At 42.4% G+C, this 21676-nt stretch carries 16 protein-coding genes; all 16 read left to right on the plus strand.

Features of this window, described 5'->3' with window-relative positions; translation table 11 throughout:
• The 16 genes from dnaA (at position 1) to N4597_RS00080 (ending at position 21656) form a co-directional block, all read left to right on the plus strand.
• The gene (dnaA, locus tag N4597_RS00005) at positions 1-1365 is read left to right on the plus strand and encodes a chromosomal replication initiator protein DnaA (RefSeq protein ID WP_089144520.1); all 1365 of its coding nucleotides are present in this window, start codon (positions 1-3) and stop codon (positions 1363-1365) included.
• A 150-nt stretch (positions 1366-1515) separates the two neighbouring features.
• The gene (dnaN, locus tag N4597_RS00010) at positions 1516-2661 is read left to right on the plus strand and encodes a DNA polymerase III subunit beta (protein ID WP_260903960.1); all 1146 of its coding nucleotides are present in this window, start codon (positions 1516-1518) and stop codon (positions 2659-2661) included.
• A gap of 192 nt (positions 2662-2853) precedes the next feature.
• Positions 2854-3075, plus strand: a complete 222-nt coding sequence (yaaA, locus tag N4597_RS00015) for a S4 domain-containing protein YaaA (RefSeq protein WP_056975570.1) — start codon at positions 2854-2856, stop codon at positions 3073-3075.
• 1 nt (position 3076) lies between these two features.
• Positions 3077-4261 carry a DNA replication/repair protein RecF gene (gene recF, locus N4597_RS00020; RefSeq protein ID WP_260903965.1) on the plus strand — a complete coding sequence of 395 codons (1185 nt, stop codon included), beginning with the start codon at positions 3077-3079 and terminating at the stop codon, positions 4259-4261.
• Positions 4262-4356: 95 nt separating this feature from the next.
• Complete coding sequence (gyrB, locus tag N4597_RS00025) at positions 4357-6243, plus strand: DNA topoisomerase (ATP-hydrolyzing) subunit B (RefSeq protein ID WP_371864101.1); 1887 nt, start codon at positions 4357-4359, stop codon at positions 6241-6243.
• Positions 6244-6261: 18 nt separating this feature from the next.
• Positions 6262-8730: a DNA gyrase subunit A gene (gene gyrA / locus N4597_RS00030; RefSeq protein WP_260903968.1), complete on the plus strand. Its 2469-nt coding sequence runs from the start codon at positions 6262-6264 to the stop codon at positions 8728-8730.
• Positions 8731-8912: 182 nt separating this feature from the next.
• Positions 8913-9203 carry a 30S ribosomal protein S6 gene (gene rpsF, locus N4597_RS00035; RefSeq protein WP_260903970.1) on the plus strand — a complete coding sequence of 97 codons (291 nt, stop codon included), beginning with the start codon at positions 8913-8915 and terminating at the stop codon, positions 9201-9203.
• Positions 9204-9252: 49 nt separating this feature from the next.
• Positions 9253-9789, plus strand: a complete 537-nt coding sequence (gene ssb / locus N4597_RS00040; protein ID WP_050611466.1) for a single-stranded DNA-binding protein — start codon at positions 9253-9255, stop codon at positions 9787-9789.
• A 20-nt stretch (positions 9790-9809) separates the two neighbouring features.
• Entirely contained in the window at positions 9810-10046 is a 237-nt protein-coding gene (rpsR, locus tag N4597_RS00045; protein WP_006500881.1) for a 30S ribosomal protein S18, read from the plus strand.
• Between the two features lie 259 nt (positions 10047-10305).
• Positions 10306-11766 carry an MFS transporter gene (locus N4597_RS00050; RefSeq protein ID WP_172579567.1) on the plus strand — a complete coding sequence of 487 codons (1461 nt, stop codon included), beginning with the start codon at positions 10306-10308 and terminating at the stop codon, positions 11764-11766.
• A 234-nt stretch (positions 11767-12000) separates the two neighbouring features.
• Positions 12001-13161, plus strand: coding sequence for an MFS transporter (locus tag N4597_RS00055; RefSeq protein ID WP_172579568.1), 1161 nt, complete (start codon positions 12001-12003; stop codon positions 13159-13161).
• 351 nt (positions 13162-13512) lie between these two features.
• Positions 13513-14625 (plus strand): PTS transporter subunit IIC, encoded by a 1113-nt coding sequence (locus tag N4597_RS00060; RefSeq protein ID WP_172579569.1) that lies wholly within the window; start codon positions 13513-13515, stop codon positions 14623-14625.
• Between the two features lie 137 nt (positions 14626-14762).
• Positions 14763-15464 (plus strand): response regulator transcription factor, encoded by a 702-nt coding sequence (locus tag N4597_RS00065; RefSeq protein WP_056975556.1) that lies wholly within the window; start codon positions 14763-14765, stop codon positions 15462-15464.
• Between the two features lie 3 nt (positions 15465-15467).
• Positions 15468-16919 carry a sensor histidine kinase gene (locus N4597_RS00070; protein WP_172584660.1) on the plus strand — a complete coding sequence of 484 codons (1452 nt, stop codon included), beginning with the start codon at positions 15468-15470 and terminating at the stop codon, positions 16917-16919.
• Between the two features lie 151 nt (positions 16920-17070).
• A complete protein-coding gene (gene asnB, locus N4597_RS00075; protein WP_260903977.1) occupies positions 17071-18963 on the plus strand; it encodes an asparagine synthase (glutamine-hydrolyzing) in 1893 nt (630 codons plus the stop codon).
• Between the two features lie 758 nt (positions 18964-19721).
• Positions 19722-21656 (plus strand): fructose-1,6-bisphosphatase, encoded by a 1935-nt coding sequence (locus tag N4597_RS00080; protein ID WP_225363608.1) that lies wholly within the window; start codon positions 19722-19724, stop codon positions 21654-21656.
• Positions 21657-21676: the final 20 nt, after the last annotated feature.

Here is a 21676-nt window from a genome sequence, read left to right on the forward strand (position 1 = left end):
GTGCCGAATCTCGATGCACTGTGGCAATTTATCTGTGATAATTTCCATGAGACCTTGTCACTTGTTTCCTATGACACTTGGATTAAAACGGCTGAACCGTTGCAATTTACCGACAACACCCTTGTCATCCAAGTCCCTTCCGATTTCCATCGTGATTACTGGAAACAACGCTTAATTACTAAAGTTAATCAGCTAGTTAATGATAACTTTCAAACAGAAATTGTTGTTTTAATCTTGATTCCTGGAGAAAAAAATCCTTTAGCCAGCGTTGCACCTGTAGTTGAAAAGAAAGCAGCTCAACCAGAAGCTGAAACCACAGGACTATTACGTAATTCACCTTTAAATAAGGCTTATACGTTTGAATCCTTTGTTGTCGGCGATGGCAACCAAATGGCTCACGCGGCTGCGTTAGCTGTTTCAGAAGAACTGGGTACCCTTTACAACCCACTTTACTTTTATGGGGGTGTAGGCCTTGGTAAAACGCACTTAATGCACGCCATTGGTAACCAACTTCTTAAAAACCAGCCAAACGCTAAGGTCAAATATGTCTCTAGTGAAACCTTCACTAATGACTTCGTCAACTCAATCAAAAATAAGCAGCAAGAAGAATTCAGACGCGCTTACCGCAACGTTGACCTCTTATTAGTAGATGATGTCCAATTCTTCGCTAAAAAGCCAGGAACGATTGACGAATTTTTCCACACCTTTAATGACTTGTATGACGATAAGAAACAAATCGTCCTCTCGTCAGACCGGCTGCCAAATATGATTGAAAATTTGGGCGACCGCCTAATTTCGCGCTTTAAGTGGGGCTTACCTGTTGAAATTACCCCCCCAGATTACGAGACTAGAATTGCCATCCTCGAAACAAAGGCAACGTCTGAAAGCCTAACTATCCCTAATGACGTCTTAAAGTTTATCGCCGGGCGCTTTGAAACTAACGTCCGCGAACTTGAAGGGGGCTTAACTAGGGTCAAGGCCTATGCTCAGATGAAAAAGGCGCCGATTACCATCGATTTAGCGGATGAAGCATTACAAAACCTAACGGATATGCCTGCTAAGCGGATTTTGGATATCCATTCCATCCAAACTGCGGTTGCTAAATTCTATAATGTAACTGTGGCTGAAATCGTGGGTAAAAAGCGGGTTAAGCGCATTGTGGTCCCCCGCCAGGTGGCAATGTATCTTGCTAGAGAATTAACGGATGCCTCCCTCCCTAAAATTGGGAAGGCTTTTGGTGGCAAAGACCACACCACCGTTTTACATGCTTGTGACAAAATCGCCGAAGCCATCCTAAACGATGACAAACTTCAAGAAGAAGTCGCCACCCTTAAAAAGCGGCTTGATGTTGAAACTGTGAATTAGTGTGGACAAACTCAAAACTTATCCACAAGCTATCCACAGGGCGATATCCTTGATTTGCCAATGATAGGCGGACTTTTTAACAGTATCCACAAGCCCTAATACTACTACTAATTTTATATAATATATATAATAATAAACAGGAGGATAACTATGAAATTTTCTGTCCAACGAACTGCATTTATCAAATATCTAACTGATGTTCAACGTGCTATTTCCTCAAAAGTTACCCTAGAAATTTTACGTAATATCAAATTAGATTTATTTTCAGATGGCTTAACTTTGACAGGGAGTAACGCTGATATTTCTATCGAAACAATTATTTCAATTGCTGATGAAGATGCTAACTTACAAATCTTTGAAGAAGGCTCAGTTGCATTGCCAGCCAGATTCTTCAGTGAAATTGTTAAAAAGTTACCAGCGGACACAATTACAATTGAAACTGATCCTAACCGCTTTATCACCAAGATTACTTCTGGTTCAACAGAATTTTCCATTAATGGGGTCGATCCAGATAGTTTTCCCCACTTACCAGAAGTTGGTGCTACCCAAAGCTTGCAAATTCCAAGCGATATCTTAAAACAAGTTATTAACCAAACGGTAATGGCAGTTTCCAAGCAAGAAAGCCGGCCAATGTTAATGGGGGTTCACCTCATTATTCAAGATGGCACACTACTAGCAGTCGCAACCGATTCTCACCGTCTAAGTCAACGGAAGATTCAATTAGACTCAGCTAAGAATGCCAACTACAACATTATTGTGCCAGGTAAATCACTGGATGAATTAGCCAAAATGTTGACTGATTCTAGCGAAGAAATCGAAATTCAAATTGCTGAAAATCAAATTCTCTTCATCTTAGGGCATACTTCCTTCTATTCCCGCTTACTAGAAGGAAACTATCCTGATACAGAGCGCTTAATTCCGGCTACATCAGAAACCCAGGTTGAATTCAACGCCTCAGAATTATTAAAGGCAATTGACAGGGCCTCCTTACTATCTCATGCAGGTAGAAGTAACGTCGTTAAGTTAAGTATTGATGTGGATAAACAAGCGGTAATGATTTCAAGTAATTCTCCAGAAGTCGGGATGGTGGAAGAAGCACTTGAATTTACCAATTTGAATGGAAACAGCCTAGAAATTTCGTTTAACCCAGATTATATGAAAGAAGCGCTACGGTCCTTTGGTCAGACGCAAACGACTCTTTCATTTACAATGGCCCTCCGTCCATTTACTTTGGTGCCAACTGAATCGGAGGGAGATTTCGTCCAATTAATCACCCCAATGAGAACAGCCAACTAACCATAAGCGAAAAGCTCTGGAGACTAGCAATAGTTTCCAGAGCTTTTTTTGACGCGTTAAAGTTAAGACCAGTACCTAACCATTACCAAGGTAAAAAAACGCTAAAAACGCAAAATATTGGCGCTAAAATTGTTTTTAACCGCTAAAAAGGGTATAATTAGAAGGTAAAACTATCAAAGTGAGGTTCACCAATTGCAAACAGAAATCAAATTGAAAACACCATATATTACTTTAGGTCAGTTATTGAAAATTGCCGACATTATTTCATCTGGTGGCCAAGCTAAGTTTTTCTTGCAAGAATATGCTGGGAAAATTTTGGTAAATGGTCAACCTGAAAATCGGCGGGGAAAGAAACTCTATCCCGATGATTTAGTGGAAATTGCCGATTTTGGGACCTACATAATGAAGGCTTAAAATGTATTTAAAACAAATTACACTCACTGATTTTCGGAATTATCAAAAGCAAAAGCTAGACTTTTCCCCAGCTGTTAATGTCTTGATTGGGAAAAATGCGCAAGGAAAAACCAACCTGCTAGAAGCCATCTTTGTCTTGGCAATGGCTAAAAGCCACCGGACTAGTAAGGATAAGGAGCTAATTCGCTTTAAACAAGAGGCGGCCCGGCTTGAGGGGACGATTAACCGGAGATTAGGGGACTTAAAGCTAGAGTTAATTTTAAGCAAAAAAGGTAAGATTGCTAAGGTCAACCACTTAGAACGGCCCAAGCTTTCCGAATACATTGGCCAATTAAATGTAATCTTGTTTGCGCCTGAAGACCTGGCCTTGGTTAAGGGGGCGCCCCAGGAGCGACGGCGGTTTATTGATATGGAATTTAGTCAAATAGACCCCCTTTACCTCCATGATTTAAGTCAGTATAAACAAGTTTTACGCCAACGCAATAAATATTTAAAGGCCCTGCAATTAAAACAGGCTAATGATTTGGTTTACCTAGATATTTTAACGGAGCAATTAGCTAACTTGGGTGGCAAGGTCATCGCTAAACGCTTAATCTATCTAAAGCGTTTAGAAACTTACGCTAAGGACTTACACGCCCAGATTACCCAGGGCAAAGAACAGTTGACCCTCAGGTATAAAACGAATTTAAAGGACCTAGGCACTCAAACCGAAAGTAATTTGGCAACTAACCTGTTGGCTAAGTTTCAGCAGTTACGCCAAAAAGAGCTCTCACAGGGAACGAGCTTAGCCGGTCCCCATCGGGACGACCTTAGTTTTTATCTTAATGACAATAACGTGCAAACCTACGGCTCCCAAGGCCAGCAACGGACAACAGCTTTGTCAGTCAAGTTGGCAGAGATTGAACTAATGCATGAACAAACGGGGGAATATCCAGTCTTATTACTAGATGATGTTTTGTCGGAATTGGATGGCCAACGCCAAACCCACCTGTTAAAGACAATTCAAGATAAGGTCCAAACTTTTTTAACCACCCCGGGCCTAAACGATATTGCCCAGCAGTTGATAAAAGAACCAAAAATTTTTCATGTCAATAATGGAAAAATTTCCACAGATAATGAAAACACTTTGCAAGTAGAAATTTTTTATCCCCATAAGGATGAAAATGATGAAAGCACAAAAAACTAATTTGAGGAGGAATTAGCGTGACGGAAGAAGAAAGAACAACAGCCCAACTTGAAGAAAGCAAGGAAGAAAAGGCTAAGGAATACGATGCCAGCCAAATTCAAGTGTTAGAAGGGCTAGAAGCTGTTAGGAAGCGCCCCGGGATGTACATTGGCTCAACTAGCTCCCAAGGCTTACACCACTTGGTTTGGGAAATTATTGACAACGGGATTGATGAAGCCCTAGCCGGTTTTGCCAGTGAAATTAATGTCACTGTGGAAAAAGATAATAGTATCACGGTTATCGACAATGGTCGGGGGATTCCTGTGGATATTCAACCTAAAACAGGGCGCCCTGCTTTGGAAACAGTGTTTACAGTGCTTCACGCCGGAGGTAAGTTTGGCGGTGGTGGCTATAAGGTTTCAGGGGGACTCCACGGGGTTGGTGCTTCCGTAGTTAACGCTTTATCCACAGAATTAGACGTTGAAGTTTACCGCGAGGGTAAAATCTACGGCATGGACTTCAAGTTAGGTAAAGTTGCCCACCCAATGGAAGTGAAGGGGACTTGTGGCAGCCACCAACACGGCACCAAGGTTCACTTCTTACCAGACCCAGATATTTTTACGGAAACTACTATTTATGATATTAAGGTCCTAACCACCCGGATTAGGGAGTTGGCTTTCTTAAATAAGGGTCTAAAAATTACAATCGAAGATAAGCGTCCCGAAGAACCAACCTACCAAGAATTCCACTACGCCGGTGGGATTCGCCACTACGTTGAATTCTTAAACAAGGGCAAAGAACCCTTATTTGAAGAACCTATCTACGTTGAAGGGGAACAAAAGGGAATTACGGTCGAAGTAGCTTTACAGTATACAAATGATTTCACTTCGACTTTACTAACCTTTACGAACAACATCCATACCTATGAAGGGGGGACCCACGAAGCCGGCTTTAAGACTGCGTTAACACGGGTAATTAATGACTACGCCCGCAAGGTGGGCTTACTAAAGGAAAATGATGCTAACCTCAGTGGGGAAGATGTGCGGGAAGGTTTAACAGCTGTTATTTCCATTAAGCACCCTAATCCACAGTTTGAAGGCCAAACCAAGACGAAGCTGGGGAATTCTGACGCACGGGCGGTCACTGATAAAACCTTCTCCGAAACTTTCAACAAGTTCCTGTTGGAAAATCCAACTGTGGCTAAAAAGATTGTGGAAAAAGGAACGGTTGCTGCTAAGGCCCGGGTGGCTGCTAGAAGAGCCCGGGAAATGACTAGAAAGAAAAATGGCCTCGAAATTTCTAATCTGCCTGGTAAGTTAGCGGATAATACCAGCAAGGATCCGGCTATTTCAGAACTCTTCATCGTCGAAGGGGACTCCGCCGGTGGGTCTGCTAAGCAAGGTCGTTCTCGCTTAACCCAAGCTATCTTACCTATTCGGGGGAAGATTTTAAACGTTGAAAAGGCTAGTCTTGATCGGATTTTGGCCAATGAAGAAATTCGTTCCCTCTTCACAGCGCTAGGAACAGGGTTTGGTAAAGATTTTGACGTTACTAAAGCCAACTACCATAAGTTGATCATCATGACTGATGCCGATGTCGATGGGGCCCATATTCGGACCTTGCTGTTGACGCTCTTTTACCGCTTTATGCGCCCAATGATTGACGCAGGTTACGTCTACATTGCCCAACCACCTTTGTACCAGGTGCGGCAAGGTAAGATGGTGCGCTACATTGACTCGGATGCTGAATTAAATGAAGTTTTAGGTCAATTACCACCTTCACCTAAGCCTGCCATTCAACGCTATAAAGGGTTAGGTGAAATGGACGCGGAACAACTATGGGAAACAACCATGGATCCGGAAAATCGGCGCTTATTGCGGGTAGAGTTGTCTGACGCCGAGGAAGCCAACGCCGTATTTGAAATGTTAATGGGTGACCATGTGGGACCAAGACGCCAATTTATCGAAGATAATGCAACCTTTGTTGAAAACTTGGATGCCTAATTAAGGAAGGTGAAATAAGTGGTAGATTTACCAAATCGAATTAAAAATGTTGATCTTTCGAAAGTCATGCGCACGTCCTTTTTAGACTACGCTATGAGTGTTATCGTAGCCCGGGCTTTGCCGGATGTTCGTGATGGGCTAAAGCCGGTTCACCGCCGGATTTTATATGGGATGAATGAACTGGGTGTGACTCCCGATAAACCGTATAAGAAATCGGCCAGAATCGTTGGGGAAGTCATGGGGAAATTCCACCCCCACGGGGACTCAGCTATCTATGAATCCATGGTCCGGATGGCGCAAGACTTTAGCTACCGTTACATGTTAGTCGATGGTCACGGGAACTTTGGGTCTGTCGATGGTGATGGTGCCGCAGCGATGCGTTATACCGAAGCGCGGATGAGCAAGATTACCTTGGAAATGTTGCGGGACATTAATAAGGACACAATCGACTTCCAAGACAACTATGATGGGACCGAAAGGGAACCTAAGGTCTTACCGGCTCGTTTCCCTAACCTCTTAGTCAATGGGGCCACGGGGATTGCGGTTGGGATGACAACTAATATTCCGCCTCATAATTTAGGCGAAGTAATCTCTGGGTTACATATCTTAATGAAGAATCCGGATGCAACCACGGCCGACTTGATGGAAGCCATTCCTGGGCCGGACTTCCCAACCGGGGGAATTGTCATGGGTAAATCTGGAATTCGGAAGGCCTATGAAACTGGTAAGGGTCAGGTAACATTAAGGGCCAAGGTTGATATTGAGGAGCTCAAAAATGGGCGCCAACAAATTATCGTGCACGAACTTCCTTACATGGTAAATAAGGCCCGCTTGATTGAACGGATTGCCGAATTAGCCCGGGAAAAGAAGATTGAAGGAATTACTGATATTAAAGATGAATCCGACCGGGAAGGGATGCGGATTACGATTGATATTAGGCGTGATGTCAGTGCCTCAGTCGTTTTAAATAACTTATATAAATTAACTTTGATGCAATCTTCCTTTGGCTTCAATATGTTAGCCATCGTTGATGGTACGCCTAAGGTCTTGAGTTTAAAGCAAATACTGCAATATTACTTAAATCACCAAGAAAGCGTAATTCGGCGGCGGACAGAGTTTGAATTAAAGAAGGCTAAGGCAAGAGCCCACATCCTGGAAGGGTTACGGATTGCCCTAGACCATATTCAAGCCATTATTGATATCATCCGCAAATCACCAAGTGGAGACGTGGCCAAGGATCGGTTAATTAACGAGTATTCCTTGAGTGACAAGCAAGCCCAAGCCATCTTAGATATGCGGTTAGTTCGCCTAACCGGTTTGGAAAGAGATAAGGTTGAAGCCGAGTATCAAAAGACGATGGAAGCCATTGCCGATTACGAAGATATTTTGGCTAAGCCAGAACGGATTCACCAAATCATCTACGAAGAATTACTCGACATTCAAGCCCGCTTTGGGGATGAACGGCGGACAGAATTAATGGTCGGGGAAGTCCTAAGCATTGAGGATGAAGACTTAATCGAAGAAGAATCTGTTGCCATCACCGTTACCCATAATGGTTACATTAAGCGGATTCCAACCAGTGATTTCAAGCAACAAAATCGTGGTGGTCGTGGGGTTCAAGGAATGGGTGTACATGATGATGACTTTATCGAACAACTCATTACTAGTTCGACCCATGATGAACTCCTCTTCTTTACCAACCTAGGTAAGGTTTACAGCATGAAGGGCTATGAAATTCCTGAGTATGGTCGAGCTGCCAAGGGGATTCCGGTAATCAACCTGTTAAATATTGAAGGTGACGAAAAGATTACCACCGTCATCAATGTGCCAAAAGATAGTAAAGTAGAGCAACCAGATGATTTAGCCCTCTTCTTTACCACTAAACTTGGGGTGGTTAAGCGGACGAGTGTAGCCGAATTTACTAACATCAGAAAGAACGGACTCAAAGCCTTGAATCTCCATGAGGGCGATGAACTAATCAATGTGGTTGCTGTTAAAGCCGACGCTAACGTAATCATTGGGACTCACCAAGGCTACAGCGTTTCATTTGCGGTCGAAAATGTTCGGTTGATGGGCCGGGCAGCCGCCGGGGTTCGTGGAATTCGCTTGCGTGAAGCTGATTATGTAGTCGGCTCAGACGTCTTAGCCGCGGATAGTAAGGTCTTTGTCATTTCAGAAAAAGGTTACGGCAAGCAAACCCTAGCATCTGAATATCCAATTAAAGGTCGCGGTGGTAAAGGGATTAAGACTGCGAATATTGGAACTAAGAATGGGCCGTTAGTCGGTTTAACCACGGTTAAGGGTGACGAAGACATCATGGTCATTACCGATAAAGGGGTTATGATTCGCTTTAACATTGAAACGGTCTCCCAAACCGGTCGTGCTACCATGGGGGTTCACCTGATTAACCTTGATGAAGATTCGGTTGTTTCAACCATGGCTAAGGTCGAACCGGAAGAAAATTCTGAAATTTCTGAAGAAAAATAAATTAATCGTGGATTTTTTGCGTATATTAAATATAGGTGAACTGTATTCAGGATTTTACTTGTTTTTTTAAATTTTTAATGTTATAATTTTTACTCGTGAGTATCTAAATAGCAAAAGTTTAGATTCTCCTTGTTCTCAAATTATATTTAGAACCAATAGTCCATAAGGAGGTGCAAACAGTCATGACAAATTACGAAATTACTTACATCATCAACCCATCACTTGATGAAGCTGCTAAGAACGACTTAGTAGAACGCTTCGACAGCGTGTTAAAGAATGATGGTGCTGAAGTTGTAGATTCAAAAGACTGGTCTAAGCGTCGTTTTGCTTACGAAATTGCTGGTTACACGGAAGGTGTCTACCACATCGTAAACATTAAGGCTGAAAACGCTGATGCAATCAACGAATTTGACCGTCTTGCAAAGATCAACGACGGTATCTTACGTCACATGATTGTTAAGCGTGAAGCTTAATTTTAACTGATTGAATACAATTAACTAATATAAAAAGGAGGAGTAGACTTTGATTAATAATGTCGTACTTGTAGGTCGCCTGACCAGAGATCCTGATTTACGGTTCACCCCCTCTGGTGTTGCAACTGCTAACTTTACGTTGGCGGTTGACCGCAACTTTACTAACCAACAAGGTCAAAGAGATGCAGATTTTATTAACTGTGTCGTTTGGCGTAAGGCTGCGGAAAACTTTGCTAACTATACCCACAAAGGTTCTTTAGTTGGAATCGAAGGCCGGATTCAAACACGGAATTACGAAAACCAACAAGGCCAACGGGTGTACGTTACAGAAGTGGTGGTATCAAACTTCAGCTTCCTCGAATCTAAGGCACAAGCCGATGCTTACCGGCAACAAAACGGCGGTGGTCAAGGTTATGCTCCACAAGGTCAAGGCTATCAAGCTAACCCATACGGGACACCAGCTGCAAACCAAGCGCAACCAGGTGGCTTTACTAACAACAATACTAGTGAAGCACAACCAAGCGCGGATCCATTTGCAGATAACGGTGATACGATTGATATCGCGGATAATGACCTACCATTCTAGATTAGAGGAGGGACACCGACATGGCACAACAACGTAGAGGTGGTCGTCGTCGTCGTAAGGTTGACTTTATCGCAGCTAACCACATCGAATACATCGACTACAAAGATACTGATTTATTGAAGCGTTTCATCTCAGAACGCGGTAAGATTTTACCTCGTCGTGTGACAGGTACTAGCGCTAAGAACCAACGTCGTTTAACAGTTGCTATTAAGCGTGCGCGGATTATGGGCTTATTACCATTCGTTGCTGAAGATTAAGCAAAAGTAAAATACTCCAACTAAGTACGAGTTACTTGGTTGGAGTATTTTTTAGTTATCAACAAACAAGTTATCCACAGTTAGAAATAAAAGAAAGTTACACAGACTTTTATTTCAATAATCCACTTGTGGATTATTGAAAATGAGCACATTCTGAGCAAGTAAGGGCTCTCTTATGAGAACTTGCCCACTTTACTTGTGAATAAGTTCAACCTTGTTTAAGATAAAGGGTGGACTTTTTAACAAGTGAGGGAAAAAGATGACTAGTAAACAAATTAAGTGGGTCACAGCCGGCTTATTATTAGCCAGTGTAATTGCCGGTTTGGACGCAACGATTATTAATACGGCTTTGCCAGCCATTATCAGTGACTTAAACGGAATTGAATATATGGGTTGGATTATTGCCGTCTTTTTATTGGGAATGGCTGTCTTTACCCCTTTATGGAGTAAGTTAGGTGAAAATTGGGGTAACAAAAAGGCTTTTCAGCTGTCGGTAGTATTATTCTTGGCTGGCTCTTTATTGGAAGGGTTGGCGCCTAATATTGGCTTTTTCATTGCCGCCCGTACCTTAATGGGGATTGGGGCCGGCGGAATGGGAGCACTGCCTTACATTATCATCGGTTACGTGTTCGAAAATATTAACAAGCGGGCCCATATTTTAGGGCTCATTTCAGCTTCTTTTAGTGCCGGCTCAATTATCGGTCCACTATTAGGTGGCTGGATTGTGGATACCCTAAGTTGGAATTGGATCTTTTACATCAACGTTCCTTTGGGCCTAGTAACTATCAGCTTGATTCAAGCGGCTTATAAAGAAAAAGTCCGTCAAACTAAGCAAGCCTTCGATTATCGCGGGGCTTGGCTGATGGTCTTAGGCTTAGTAGCCTTTCTATTAGGGATTCAATTATTAGGGATGGTTAGTTGGTATTATTGTGCTGGCTTAGTCTTAGTAGGTAGTTTATTAATTTGGCGCCTATTCAAGGTGGAAGCCAAGCAACAGACTCCCTTAATTCCAGGCCACCTCTTTAAGAATAAGGCCTTAGTGGTTGACTTCATCTTATTTGGGATTGCTTGGGGGGCGTCAATTGCCTTTAATACCTACGTCCCAATGTGGGCGCAAGGCTTGTTAGCAGCTACGGCCTTGGTCGGGGGGTTAACCCAAGTTCCTGGGGCTTTAACCGACTTTTTAGGTGCTAACTTGGCTCCGGCCTTTCAACGGAAATTCCGGGATCTAACGGTAGTTAACCTGGGCCTAATCGGGATCATGGTTTCAGTGTTGGGTTTATATTTCCTAGATGCTAAGGCTGCCTATGGCTGGCTTTTATTTTTAAGTGCCTTTTATGGTTTTGGGGTGGGGCTAGTCTTTGTTGTGTTGCAGATTCGGGTGCAACAAGACGTAGATATAAAGGACATGCCCGCAGCCACTTCCTTGAGCTACCTGCTCAGAATTTTGGCTCAGACCTTAATGGCAGCCGTCTATGGGGTGTTATTAAACTTCGAGCTTGCCAGAGGAGTGGCACAGACTAAGGGCAAGATTAGCTTAGAAATGATGAATAAGCTCAGTAACCCAGTGACTAACAAGGAATTACCCCTAAACTTAATTCCCCAAATGCAACTTATCTTGCATCAGGGTTTACACACCATTATGTTAACAGCTACGGGCTTATTGTTAGTAGGTTTAGCCTTTTCGCTTTGGGCGCAAAAGAAAGTCTTTAAAAATTAGTCGGAATTTCACCCCTAAATGTTCATATAATCTTCATACATTCTAGTTAATATATAACCATACCTAATATCCAAAAACAATTTTTCATTTGCTTTTCTCCCTAAACAAAAGTAATGAGATTATAAAGTTCCCCTAGCTTTGTAATAAATAACTCCTTTTTCCTCCGCAATTTTTTTAAATTGCGGAGTTTTTTATGTTAGAATTGTTTAGATTATCTATAGTAAGGAGTTTCTTATGAAAATTTTCAAAAATGTTGCCTTGGTAATTATTGTGGCCTTTAACCTCCGGTGGGGAATTACCAGTGTTTCTCCCGTGGTAGACTATTTGAAGCTAAAGATGGGCCTCAGTAATTTTCAGGTCAGCCTACTAACCAGTATCCCAGTTTTTTGTATGGGAATTTTTGCCTTTTTTGTCGGGCTACTTCAGACTAAATATGGGCGCAAGCGGAGTATCTTTTACCTCTTGCTCTTGATGTTTATTGCGGCGGCTACACGTTTAGGTAGCCACTCTTTTATTAGTTTATGCTTGTCAGCCTTTATCATTGGTTTAACAATCGCAATCATTGGTCCAATGCTATCTGGCTTTATCAAGGAACAATTTCCCCACCACCAAGGCAGTATGGTGGGAGTTTACTCACTTTCAATGGGGGTCGGGGCTACGGTTGCCTCAGGGACAGCTCTTAGTCTAAGTCACCGTTACTCTTGGCAAGTTGGCCTGGGGATTTGGAGTGTAATCGCCTTAGTTTCAGCCCTAGTTTGGCAGTTTGGGGCAGCCGATGATAAAAAAGCCCCCAAGCTTACTAGCCAAACTTCTTCGCCCTTAAAAGTGAGCGAACTTTTACAAACAAAGCAGATGTGGGCGTTAATCCTCTACTTTGGTTTCCAATCGGGAATTTATTACAGTGCAGTTGCCTGGACCACGTCGTTTTTTTCAAGTCGGAACCTGCCACCGGCAAAAAATACACTTTACTTAACCGTGATGATGGTGCTGATTACGGCTTGCAGTTTCATTATCCCAAGTTTAATGGACCGGTTTGGCTCAACCAAAAACTGGAATATTTTCTGTACCGCGGCAGCCTTTTTTAGTGGCTTGATCTTTTGGTTAGGAAGCAATGAATGGGCCTACCTCTTAGCTATCCTCCTATTTGCGATTGGAAGTGGGGGACTATTTCCAATTTCCTTGCTGTTACCTTTGCAATTTTCAACTCAGGCTGATGAAGCGAGTTTAAAAACAGGGTTAATGCAGGCTGGAGGCTACATTATGGCTGGAATTATTCCTTTGGCCCTAGGCTCTTTGATGGATTGGACCGGTAATTATCTCTATTTGCCGCTTAACTACGTACTTTCTTCGGTTATCATGTTGATAATTGGAACTCGGCTGCTTTCTGAAAAATAAATGAAAAAATTCTTAAAAAAGCCTTGCAATTATTTTTTTATCTGTTATTATAATACTCAACAAAGGAAAAACTAATTTAATTTTAATCTTTATTTAAGAAGGGAGTCGGTCGCAATGACAAACTTGGTAACAGTTTTCGCTACAGTTGAATACATTATTCTCAGCCTAGTCATTATCAACGCGCGTCTGGTGCGATCGAATGTCTCGGCTTATTAGTCTAGGAGCATTTAATCCACGGCGCGCTAACCAAAAGGTAACGAGCGGTGGAATAAGAAGGTAAGCATCCACCGTTTGTAACGGAGGATGCTTTTTTTGTTGGAATTATAAGGGCAAGATAAAAGGAGAAAGAATATGGAAGCAACTACAAAGACGAGTGCCTTTGCGAATGCAGGCCAAGATAGAACAACTGTTAAAGAATACGCCTATAATATCTCAGCTGCGGTAGCTAATGCAATTTTAGTTACCTTAGGGATGGGGTTGTTGATGCAAACCATTGCTGGTTTTGTTCATTTTCAACCACTTTATCAAGCTGGGACGCTGGCACAAGATTTATTAGCACCAGCCTTAGGGCTAGCAGTTGCCTCACAATTACGAGTAACCACTTTGGTAATGTTTAGTTCGATGATTGCCGCAACAGTTGGGGCAAACGCGGTTCACTTTGTTACTGCAGCAAATGGGGTCGCAACCGTAACTGCGACTGGTCAAACCGCAGTTCAAGCCGCTGGCACCGGGGTCTTTTCAACCGGGCAACCTATCTCTGCGGTAGCGGCAGGGTTAGTGGCAGCCTTGGTTGGGAAGTATCTTTCTGGTAAGACTCCACTTGACATGGTGTTAGTACCATTTGGTGCTACCATGATCGGGACTTTAGTCGGACTAGGCTTAGCGGCAGTTGTAACTCCAGCTTTACTTAGTGTTAGTGCCTTTATCGCTGAATCTATGAAGGTTAATCCGTTTGTCGGTTCGGTTTGCATCTCAATGGTGTGGGCGTTATTCTTAATGACCCCAGCTTCATCGGCGGCCTTGGCAGTCGCCTTAACCTTGGATCCCGTTTCAGCTGCGGCGGCAGCAATTGGGACAACGGCTCAATTCGTAGGCTTCACAGCTATGTCATACAAGCAAAATACCATCGGAGCAAACGTTGCTCAATTTGTAGTTACACCTAAATTACAATTCCCTAACTTAATCGTGAATCCTTGGCAATTGTTACCACCGTTGGTTTCAGCCATGGTTTGTGCTCCGTTAGCAACAGTGGTCTTTGGTTTCCAAGCTCCGTACACTGTTGGGGGGTTAGGGCTTAACTCCTTTATCGCGCCAATCTACTTCTGGGGCCAAGGTTTAGGAACATTTGGCGTTTACGTTCTTTGTGGGATTGTTTTACCAGCGTTATTCTCTGTTGTGGGCTTCAAGCTGATGAAGAAAGTTGGCTTGGTAAGAGATAACGAATTACATTTAAACATCCTTTAGGATTGAAAGAGACAGGAAGCTGAAGTACACTTCCTGTCTTTTTATTTGGCTAGCGAGTAATTCAAGTCAGTTCTTATTATTTCCTGGGAAATAATGCTATAATGTAGGTAATTTTTGATTAGTTAAGGGGATTTTTGATGAAGAAAATACTAATTATTGAAGACGAAGAAGCAATCGCTATGATTGAACAGGATTACTTAGAATTAAGTAATTTTGAAACAGAAGTGGTTGGTGATGGGGCTAGTGCCTTACAAAAATTAAACGATAATAGTTACGATTTAATTTTGCTCGACTTGATGCTTCCCGGGGGAATGAGTGGGTACGACGTTTGCAAGAAAATTAGGGGACAAGTCGACATTCCCATTATCATGGTAACGGCTAAAACGGAATCGTTAGATAAGGTGTTGGGCTTGGAACTAGGGGCCGATGACTACTTGACAAAACCTTTTGACCCGGCCGAATTGGTTGCCCGGGTTAAGGCTAACCTCAACCAGTATGAGCGTTTGAAGGGGCAAACTGCTCAAGCTGAAGAAAAGTTGGTTATTGGTAACGGAATTGTAATGGAATTAGGAAGTTATAAGGTGACTAAGGACGGCAAGGAGCTCCGTTTTCCCAATAAGGAATTTGAGTTACTCCGCTTCTTAGCACAAAATCCCAACTACGTTTACTCTAAGGAACAGCTTTTTGAAAAAATTTGGGGCTACGATTACATTGGTGATCCAGCCACAGTAGCTGTTCATATCAACCGGATTCGCGAAAAAATCGAACAGGATAGCAATAACCCCAAGTTGATTGAAACGGTGTGGGGAGTTGGCTACCGTTTTAACGGAGGCAAGTAAAAAATGAGTCTACAAAGGCGAATTGTGACCTCATATGTGATTATTATTGTGTTGGCTTTGTTAACCCTGTTAGGAATCGGGGGGGCTTTCATGGTAGCCTACTATGCTAAGTATGACGAATATGCAACGGATGTCCGTTACTTTCAGATTGAAAAGAATGGCCATAAGGTTAAGCAATTAGTAACTAGTAGCCAGTATAGTAAGGCTAACCAGGCCCAAATAATTAGGGACCTCCACGCTTATCATTACCGGGTTCGGATTTTTAATCAAAAGACCGGCAAGATAATCTATACCGATAAATTTGCGGAAGATGAACTTTACTTCGTAAACTCTATCAGAACTGATGATTTTTCAACCAAGAAGGCCAAGCGTTACCAATGGTCTAATTCTGCCTTTGTTAGCCGCCTCTATAATTATCAGGGGCAAAAGATTGGCTTGGTAGCCACTAAGTTAACCCACTACCGCCCGAAAAAGTATAATACCCATATTTCCAAACTAGATTTAAGAAATCGGATTATCTTTACCTTATGGGCAGGGGTGTTGATTATCGTCATTGTAGCCTTAACGGTGCTCTTCTTTTCCAAACGAACCTTACGCAGAATTATGGCCCCCTTGGATAAGTTAGTCGCAGCTTCTAGGCGAATTGAAGAGGGCCAGGAGTTCAAACCAGTCGTCTATACGGGGGGCGATTATGAAATGGAAGTTTTAATCAAATCATTTAATGATATGCAGACCAGTATTAAGGAATATATGGATAAGACTGCAGCTTATGAACGAGCTAGGACTAAGATGATTTCTGGTATCTCCCATGACTTAAATACCCCCTTAACCTCGATTAAGGGCTGTTTAAAGGGGATAATCGATGGAGTCGCCAGGACACCTGAACGGCAGAAGAAATATATCGAAATTGCTTACAATAAGGCCGCTGAGATGGAAGGTTTGCTTCAACAACTCTTCTATTTATCTAAGCTAGAAACAGGGAATATGCCGGCTAACCCGATTGTTTTGGATTTACGCACCTTCGTTAGCGACTTAGTGGCTAAGAATCGGTTAGCTTGGGAGGAAGAAGGTGCCCAGCTGAGTTTGCGGTTAGGAACAGAGACTAGTCAGGTGAAGATAGACGCAGAGCAATTACGGCGGGTATTGGTTAATATTATCGAAAATGCAATTAAGTATAACGATAAGAACACAGCCCTAGTTACAATCGATTTAATTACCAGCGCTGATGAGGTAAAACTTTGCCTAGGAGATAATGGTCCCGGTGTTCCAGAAGATAAGTTAGGCGAAGTCTTTAATGAATTTTACCGGGGTGACGAATCACGAAACACTAAGAAGAAGGGGAGCGGCTTAGGCCTATACATTGCCCGTACGATTATTAACCAAGCCGGCGGGACAATCTCGGCTAGAAATGAACAGGGCTTAAAGATTACGCTGACCCTACCAAGGATAAATTAAGCAAGGTAATTGCAATTTGGACTGAGAAGAGTAGAATTTAGAGTATGTTTAAAATACTTAAGGTTTGCCAAGAACTTTTTATGTTATGATAAATACTAGGTAGATTTGAACCAATCTAAGTTTAAGGGAAAAATAAAGAGGAGTTTAAAATATGTGTGGATTTGTTGGCTGTCTGACAACAATTAAAAATACCAAAGATCTTAATGATCAGCTGACCGTCAGCGATATGAATTCAATGATTGTTCACCGGGGACCTGATGATTCAGGTTACTTTGAAGATGAACACATCACAATGGGTTTTCGCCGTTTAAGTATTATTGACTTAGAAGGGGGTCACCAACCTCTATCTTACGATAACGACCGTTATTGGATGACCTTCAACGGGGAAATTTATAACTATCTTGAATTAAGAGCCGACTTGAAAAAGGAAGGCTACGAATTTAAAACTGACTCCGATTCAGAAGTTATTATCGCAATGTACGCGCGTTATAAAGAAAAGTGTGTCGACTTCCTGCGGGGAATGTATGCCTTTGTAATTTGGGATCGTGATACCAAGACGATGTTTGCAGCCCGGGATCACTTTGGAATTAAGCCGCTTTACTACGCTGAAGAGGGCGATAAGTTCTACTATGCTTCAGAAGGTAAGGCTATTTACAAGGTTTTGAAGGACAAGAGCTTTGATAAGGCTGCGCTTCAAGATTACATGACCTTCCAATTTGTACCCGAACCTAAGACGTTAACTAAAGAAATTAAGGCCGTCTTACCAGGCCATTACATTATTAAAAAACCAGGCCAAGCCGTCGTTACTAAGCGCTACTTTAAGCCAGAATTCAATGTAATCGCCCGGCCAGAAGAAGAATACGTGAAGCGGGTCCGTAACGTCTTATTGGACTCGGTTGAAAAACACATGCGGGCTGATGTTACCGTCGGTTCCTTCCTTTCGGGTGGGATTGACTCATCCATCGTGGTGGCTTTGGCAAGACAACTAAGTCCGAAGTTAAAGACCTTCTCCGTTGGGTTTGAACGGGAAGGCTATAATGAAATCGATGTTGCTAAGGAAACTGCGGCTAAACTAGACGTGGAAAACTTTAGCACAGTCATCACCCCCCAACGTTTTGTTGAGGCTTTTCCTTGTTTCATCTGGAACATGGATGATCCTTTGGCTGACCCAGCTGCTGTGCCTCAATACTTTGTGGCTAAGGAAGCTCGTAAGCAAGTCAAGGTTGCCTTAACCGGTGAAGGGGCCGATGAGTTATTTGGTGGTTACACTATTTACCACGAACCATACTCACTTAAGATGTTTAATTACACTAAACCATTAAATGGTGCGCTCCATGCCCTAGCCCGTATCATTCCAGAAGGGGTTAAGGGTAAGAGCTTCTTACTTCGGGGGACGACTCCGCTAGAAGAACGTTATGTTGGTAACGCCTTTATCTTTAATGAAAAAGAAAAGCAGCAGTTTATGACCCAATATGATGCTAACCAACCATTTGTAGATGTAACTAAACCATATTACGATATTGCTAAGAACTATGACCCTGTGACGAAGATGCAGTTTGTGGATATTAATCAGTGGCTTAACGGCGACTTGCTCCATAATGCCGATCGCACAACAATGGCGCACAGTCTTGAGTTGCGGACCCCGTTCTTAGATAAGGAAGTCTTTGCCGTTGCCCGGGAAATTCCGGCCGACTTACGGATTGCCAATAATACCACTAAGTACATCTTACGTAAGGCGGTTGAAGGGATTGTTCCTGACCACGTCTTACACAGAAAAAAGCTAGGTTTCCCAGTACCACTCAGATTCTGGCTTAAGGATGAACTTTACGATTGGGCTAAAGACCAAATTTTGGCTTCCCAAACAGACAAGTACTTAGACAAGACATACATGCTTAAGTTATTAGATGACCACCGGGATGGTAAGGCTGATAATTCACGGAAATTATGGACGGTCTTAGCCTTCATGATGTGGCATAAGATTTACGTCGAAAACGATTATTTACCAGACGCTGAAGAAATTCAAGCAACTGCAGCTAAAATTTAATAAGCACATCAACCTGGTTACCCTCGTGGGTAACCAGGTTTTTTTAGCTTGACTTAGACCTTAAATTGACTCCGGAAGAAGTAGCTTACCTAGAGGAATTGTACCAACCACATGAAATCAAGGGGGCACTTAAGCAAAATCCGCCGGCAGGAACGGTTTTAATTGATAAAAGATAAGCTGAAGGAAAAGGGTCGCCATTGGTAGGCGACTCTTTTTTTCTCATAATTAGCTAATAAAACCCTTTCGAGTATAGACAAGTTTCGAAAAAAGATAATTTACAACTTATTGAACTTTAGATTAAAAATTTAGGAAAGAAACCAAACTAGACAAGCTTTAAAACTTGTATATGCTTGTTATGAAGGGCTTTATATTAGTTATACCAATCTCAACTTGTATATATATGACCCTTAAAATTACCTTGATAATTGCTTGCTTTTAGGGGGGAGTATCCATATAATCGTAAGTGTTTTAGGGATACTTGTTTAGGTAAGGACAAAGTTATTGTTTGTTGTTAGTTGTTAGTGTCTTTACCCAAACGATACAAAGGGAAAGCCTTTGGAGAAAAAGGGATTTTAGGATAATTGAATATGAACCTTTTAGGATGTCGGGTTCGTATTATTACATAGTGAGACTTGGAATTTGCGGATTCCGAGTCTTTTTTTATTACCTTTTACGTAAATACTTAAAAATAAAGTTTGAAAATAACGATAGTAAGGAATATAATAAAAACATTCTTTTAATTACTAGGGGGCTTTAAAATGTCACAAACAAGTTTAAAGCAAAGCGATTATATGACCTATACCCGCCGCTTGCTGGCTGAAAAATTTCCGACTAGGGAAGCGGTTGTTACTGAAATAATGAACCTAGAGGCAATTTTACACCTGCCTAAGGCAACTGAGCACTTTGTTTCGGATTTACACGGAGAATATTCGGCCTTTGACCATATTTTGCGTAACGGGTCAGGCAACGTCTATCAAAAAATCAAGGAGACCTTCGGTAGTCGCTTGACTCAAAAGAGTTTGCAAGACTTTGCCTTACTGATTTATTATCCCGAAGATAAGTTACACTTGCAGGAACAAAAGTTAAGCCAAGTGGACCTAGAACAATGGTATTTAGATACAATTATCCGCCTGCTAGAGCTGTTGAAGATGGTTGCTAGCAAGTATACTCGGTCTAAGGTTAGAAAGGCCCTGGACCCTAATTTTGTTTACATAACCGAAGAGTTGCTTTACACCGATCAAGCCCAAGAAGATAAGCGCAACTACTTCAACCAACTCTTGAAAAACCTGGTTAAGATGGGGGTGGTTAAGGAGTTCATTAAAGAAAGTTGCTACACAATCCAAAGGTTGGTGGTAGACCACCTACATGTTATTGGCGACATTTATGACCGGGGTGAGCATCCCGATTTAATTATGGAAACCTTAATGAATTACCATTCCGTCGATATCCAGTGGGGCAACCACGACATGCTTTGGATCGGGGCTGCCAGTGGCTCTGAGCTGTGCATGCTAAACCTCTTACGGATTTGTGCACGCTATAATAACTTGGCGACGGTCGAAGACGCTTACGGTATTAGCTTGCGGCACCTATCGAAGTTTGCCGAGGAAACCTATGGCCTAAACCCTGCTTTTTTGCCTAACTTAGTCAAGGGCGACTCATTTAGCTTTCGCGGGGAGCAGTTACAGTTAACGCAGCTCCAACAAGCCCTGGCGATTATGCAATTTAAATTAGAGGGGCAAGTAATCGCGCGCCAACCAGATTTTAAGATGGAACAAACCGCCCTCCTGTCTAAAATCGACTACCAGGCTCAAACGATTAAGTTAAACAAGCGGACCTATCAGCTAGAAAATACTTGTTTTGATACGATTGATCCTAAGCACCCCTACCAATTAACCCCAGAAGAAGAACAGATTATTTTAGGGTTACGGCAATCCTTTGTGAATTCCAAGGCCCTAAGAAAACACCTAGACTTTTTAGTTAATAAGGGCAGCATGTACTTAACTTACAATGGTAACCTCTTGGTTCACGGCTGCTTACCGGTAGATGAAGCCGGTAACTTTTTAGCCTTTAACTACCAAGGCAAAGCTTATGTGGGCCGGGCCTTACTGGATTTCTTTGATGACCAGGTCCGTTATGCCTATAATCACCCTGAAGGTGACCAAACGGCGCAGGATCTAATTTGGTACTTGTGGCAGGGGCCGATTTCACCTTTGTTTGGCAAACAACAGATGACGACCTTTGCCCGCTACTTTATCAAGGATAAGGCCAGTCACGAAGAAGTCCGTAACCCTTATTTCAAATTGAGAAAGCAAGAGGAGTTCGTTAAGAAGCTCTTAAGTGAATTTGGCCTAGACGTTAGTGGCCACGTTATTAACGGCCACACTCCGGTTAAGCGGGGCCACGAGGCCATCTTAGCCAACGGCCGCATGATTGTGATTGATGGGGGGTATTCTAAGGCTTATCAGCCCACGACAGGCTTTGGTGGTTACACCTTATTGTATAACTCATACGGCCTACAGTTAGTTGCCCACCATCCCTTTACTTCCAAGGAGGAAACCTTAAAGAGTGGGCAAGACATTATTTCCACCACCCGGGTGGTCAACCATGAGCTAAAACGGAAGTTAGTGGCGGATACGGATATTGGCCGGCAGTTGCAGGAAAATATTGCTTTACTCAAGACAATGTTACAGTAAAAAAAGATTGTGAAATAAAA

Origin of the sequence: Ligilactobacillus agilis, from assembly GCF_025311475.1 — a bacterium.
GTDB classification, from domain to species: Bacteria; Bacillota; Bacilli; order Lactobacillales; family Lactobacillaceae; genus Ligilactobacillus; species Ligilactobacillus agilis.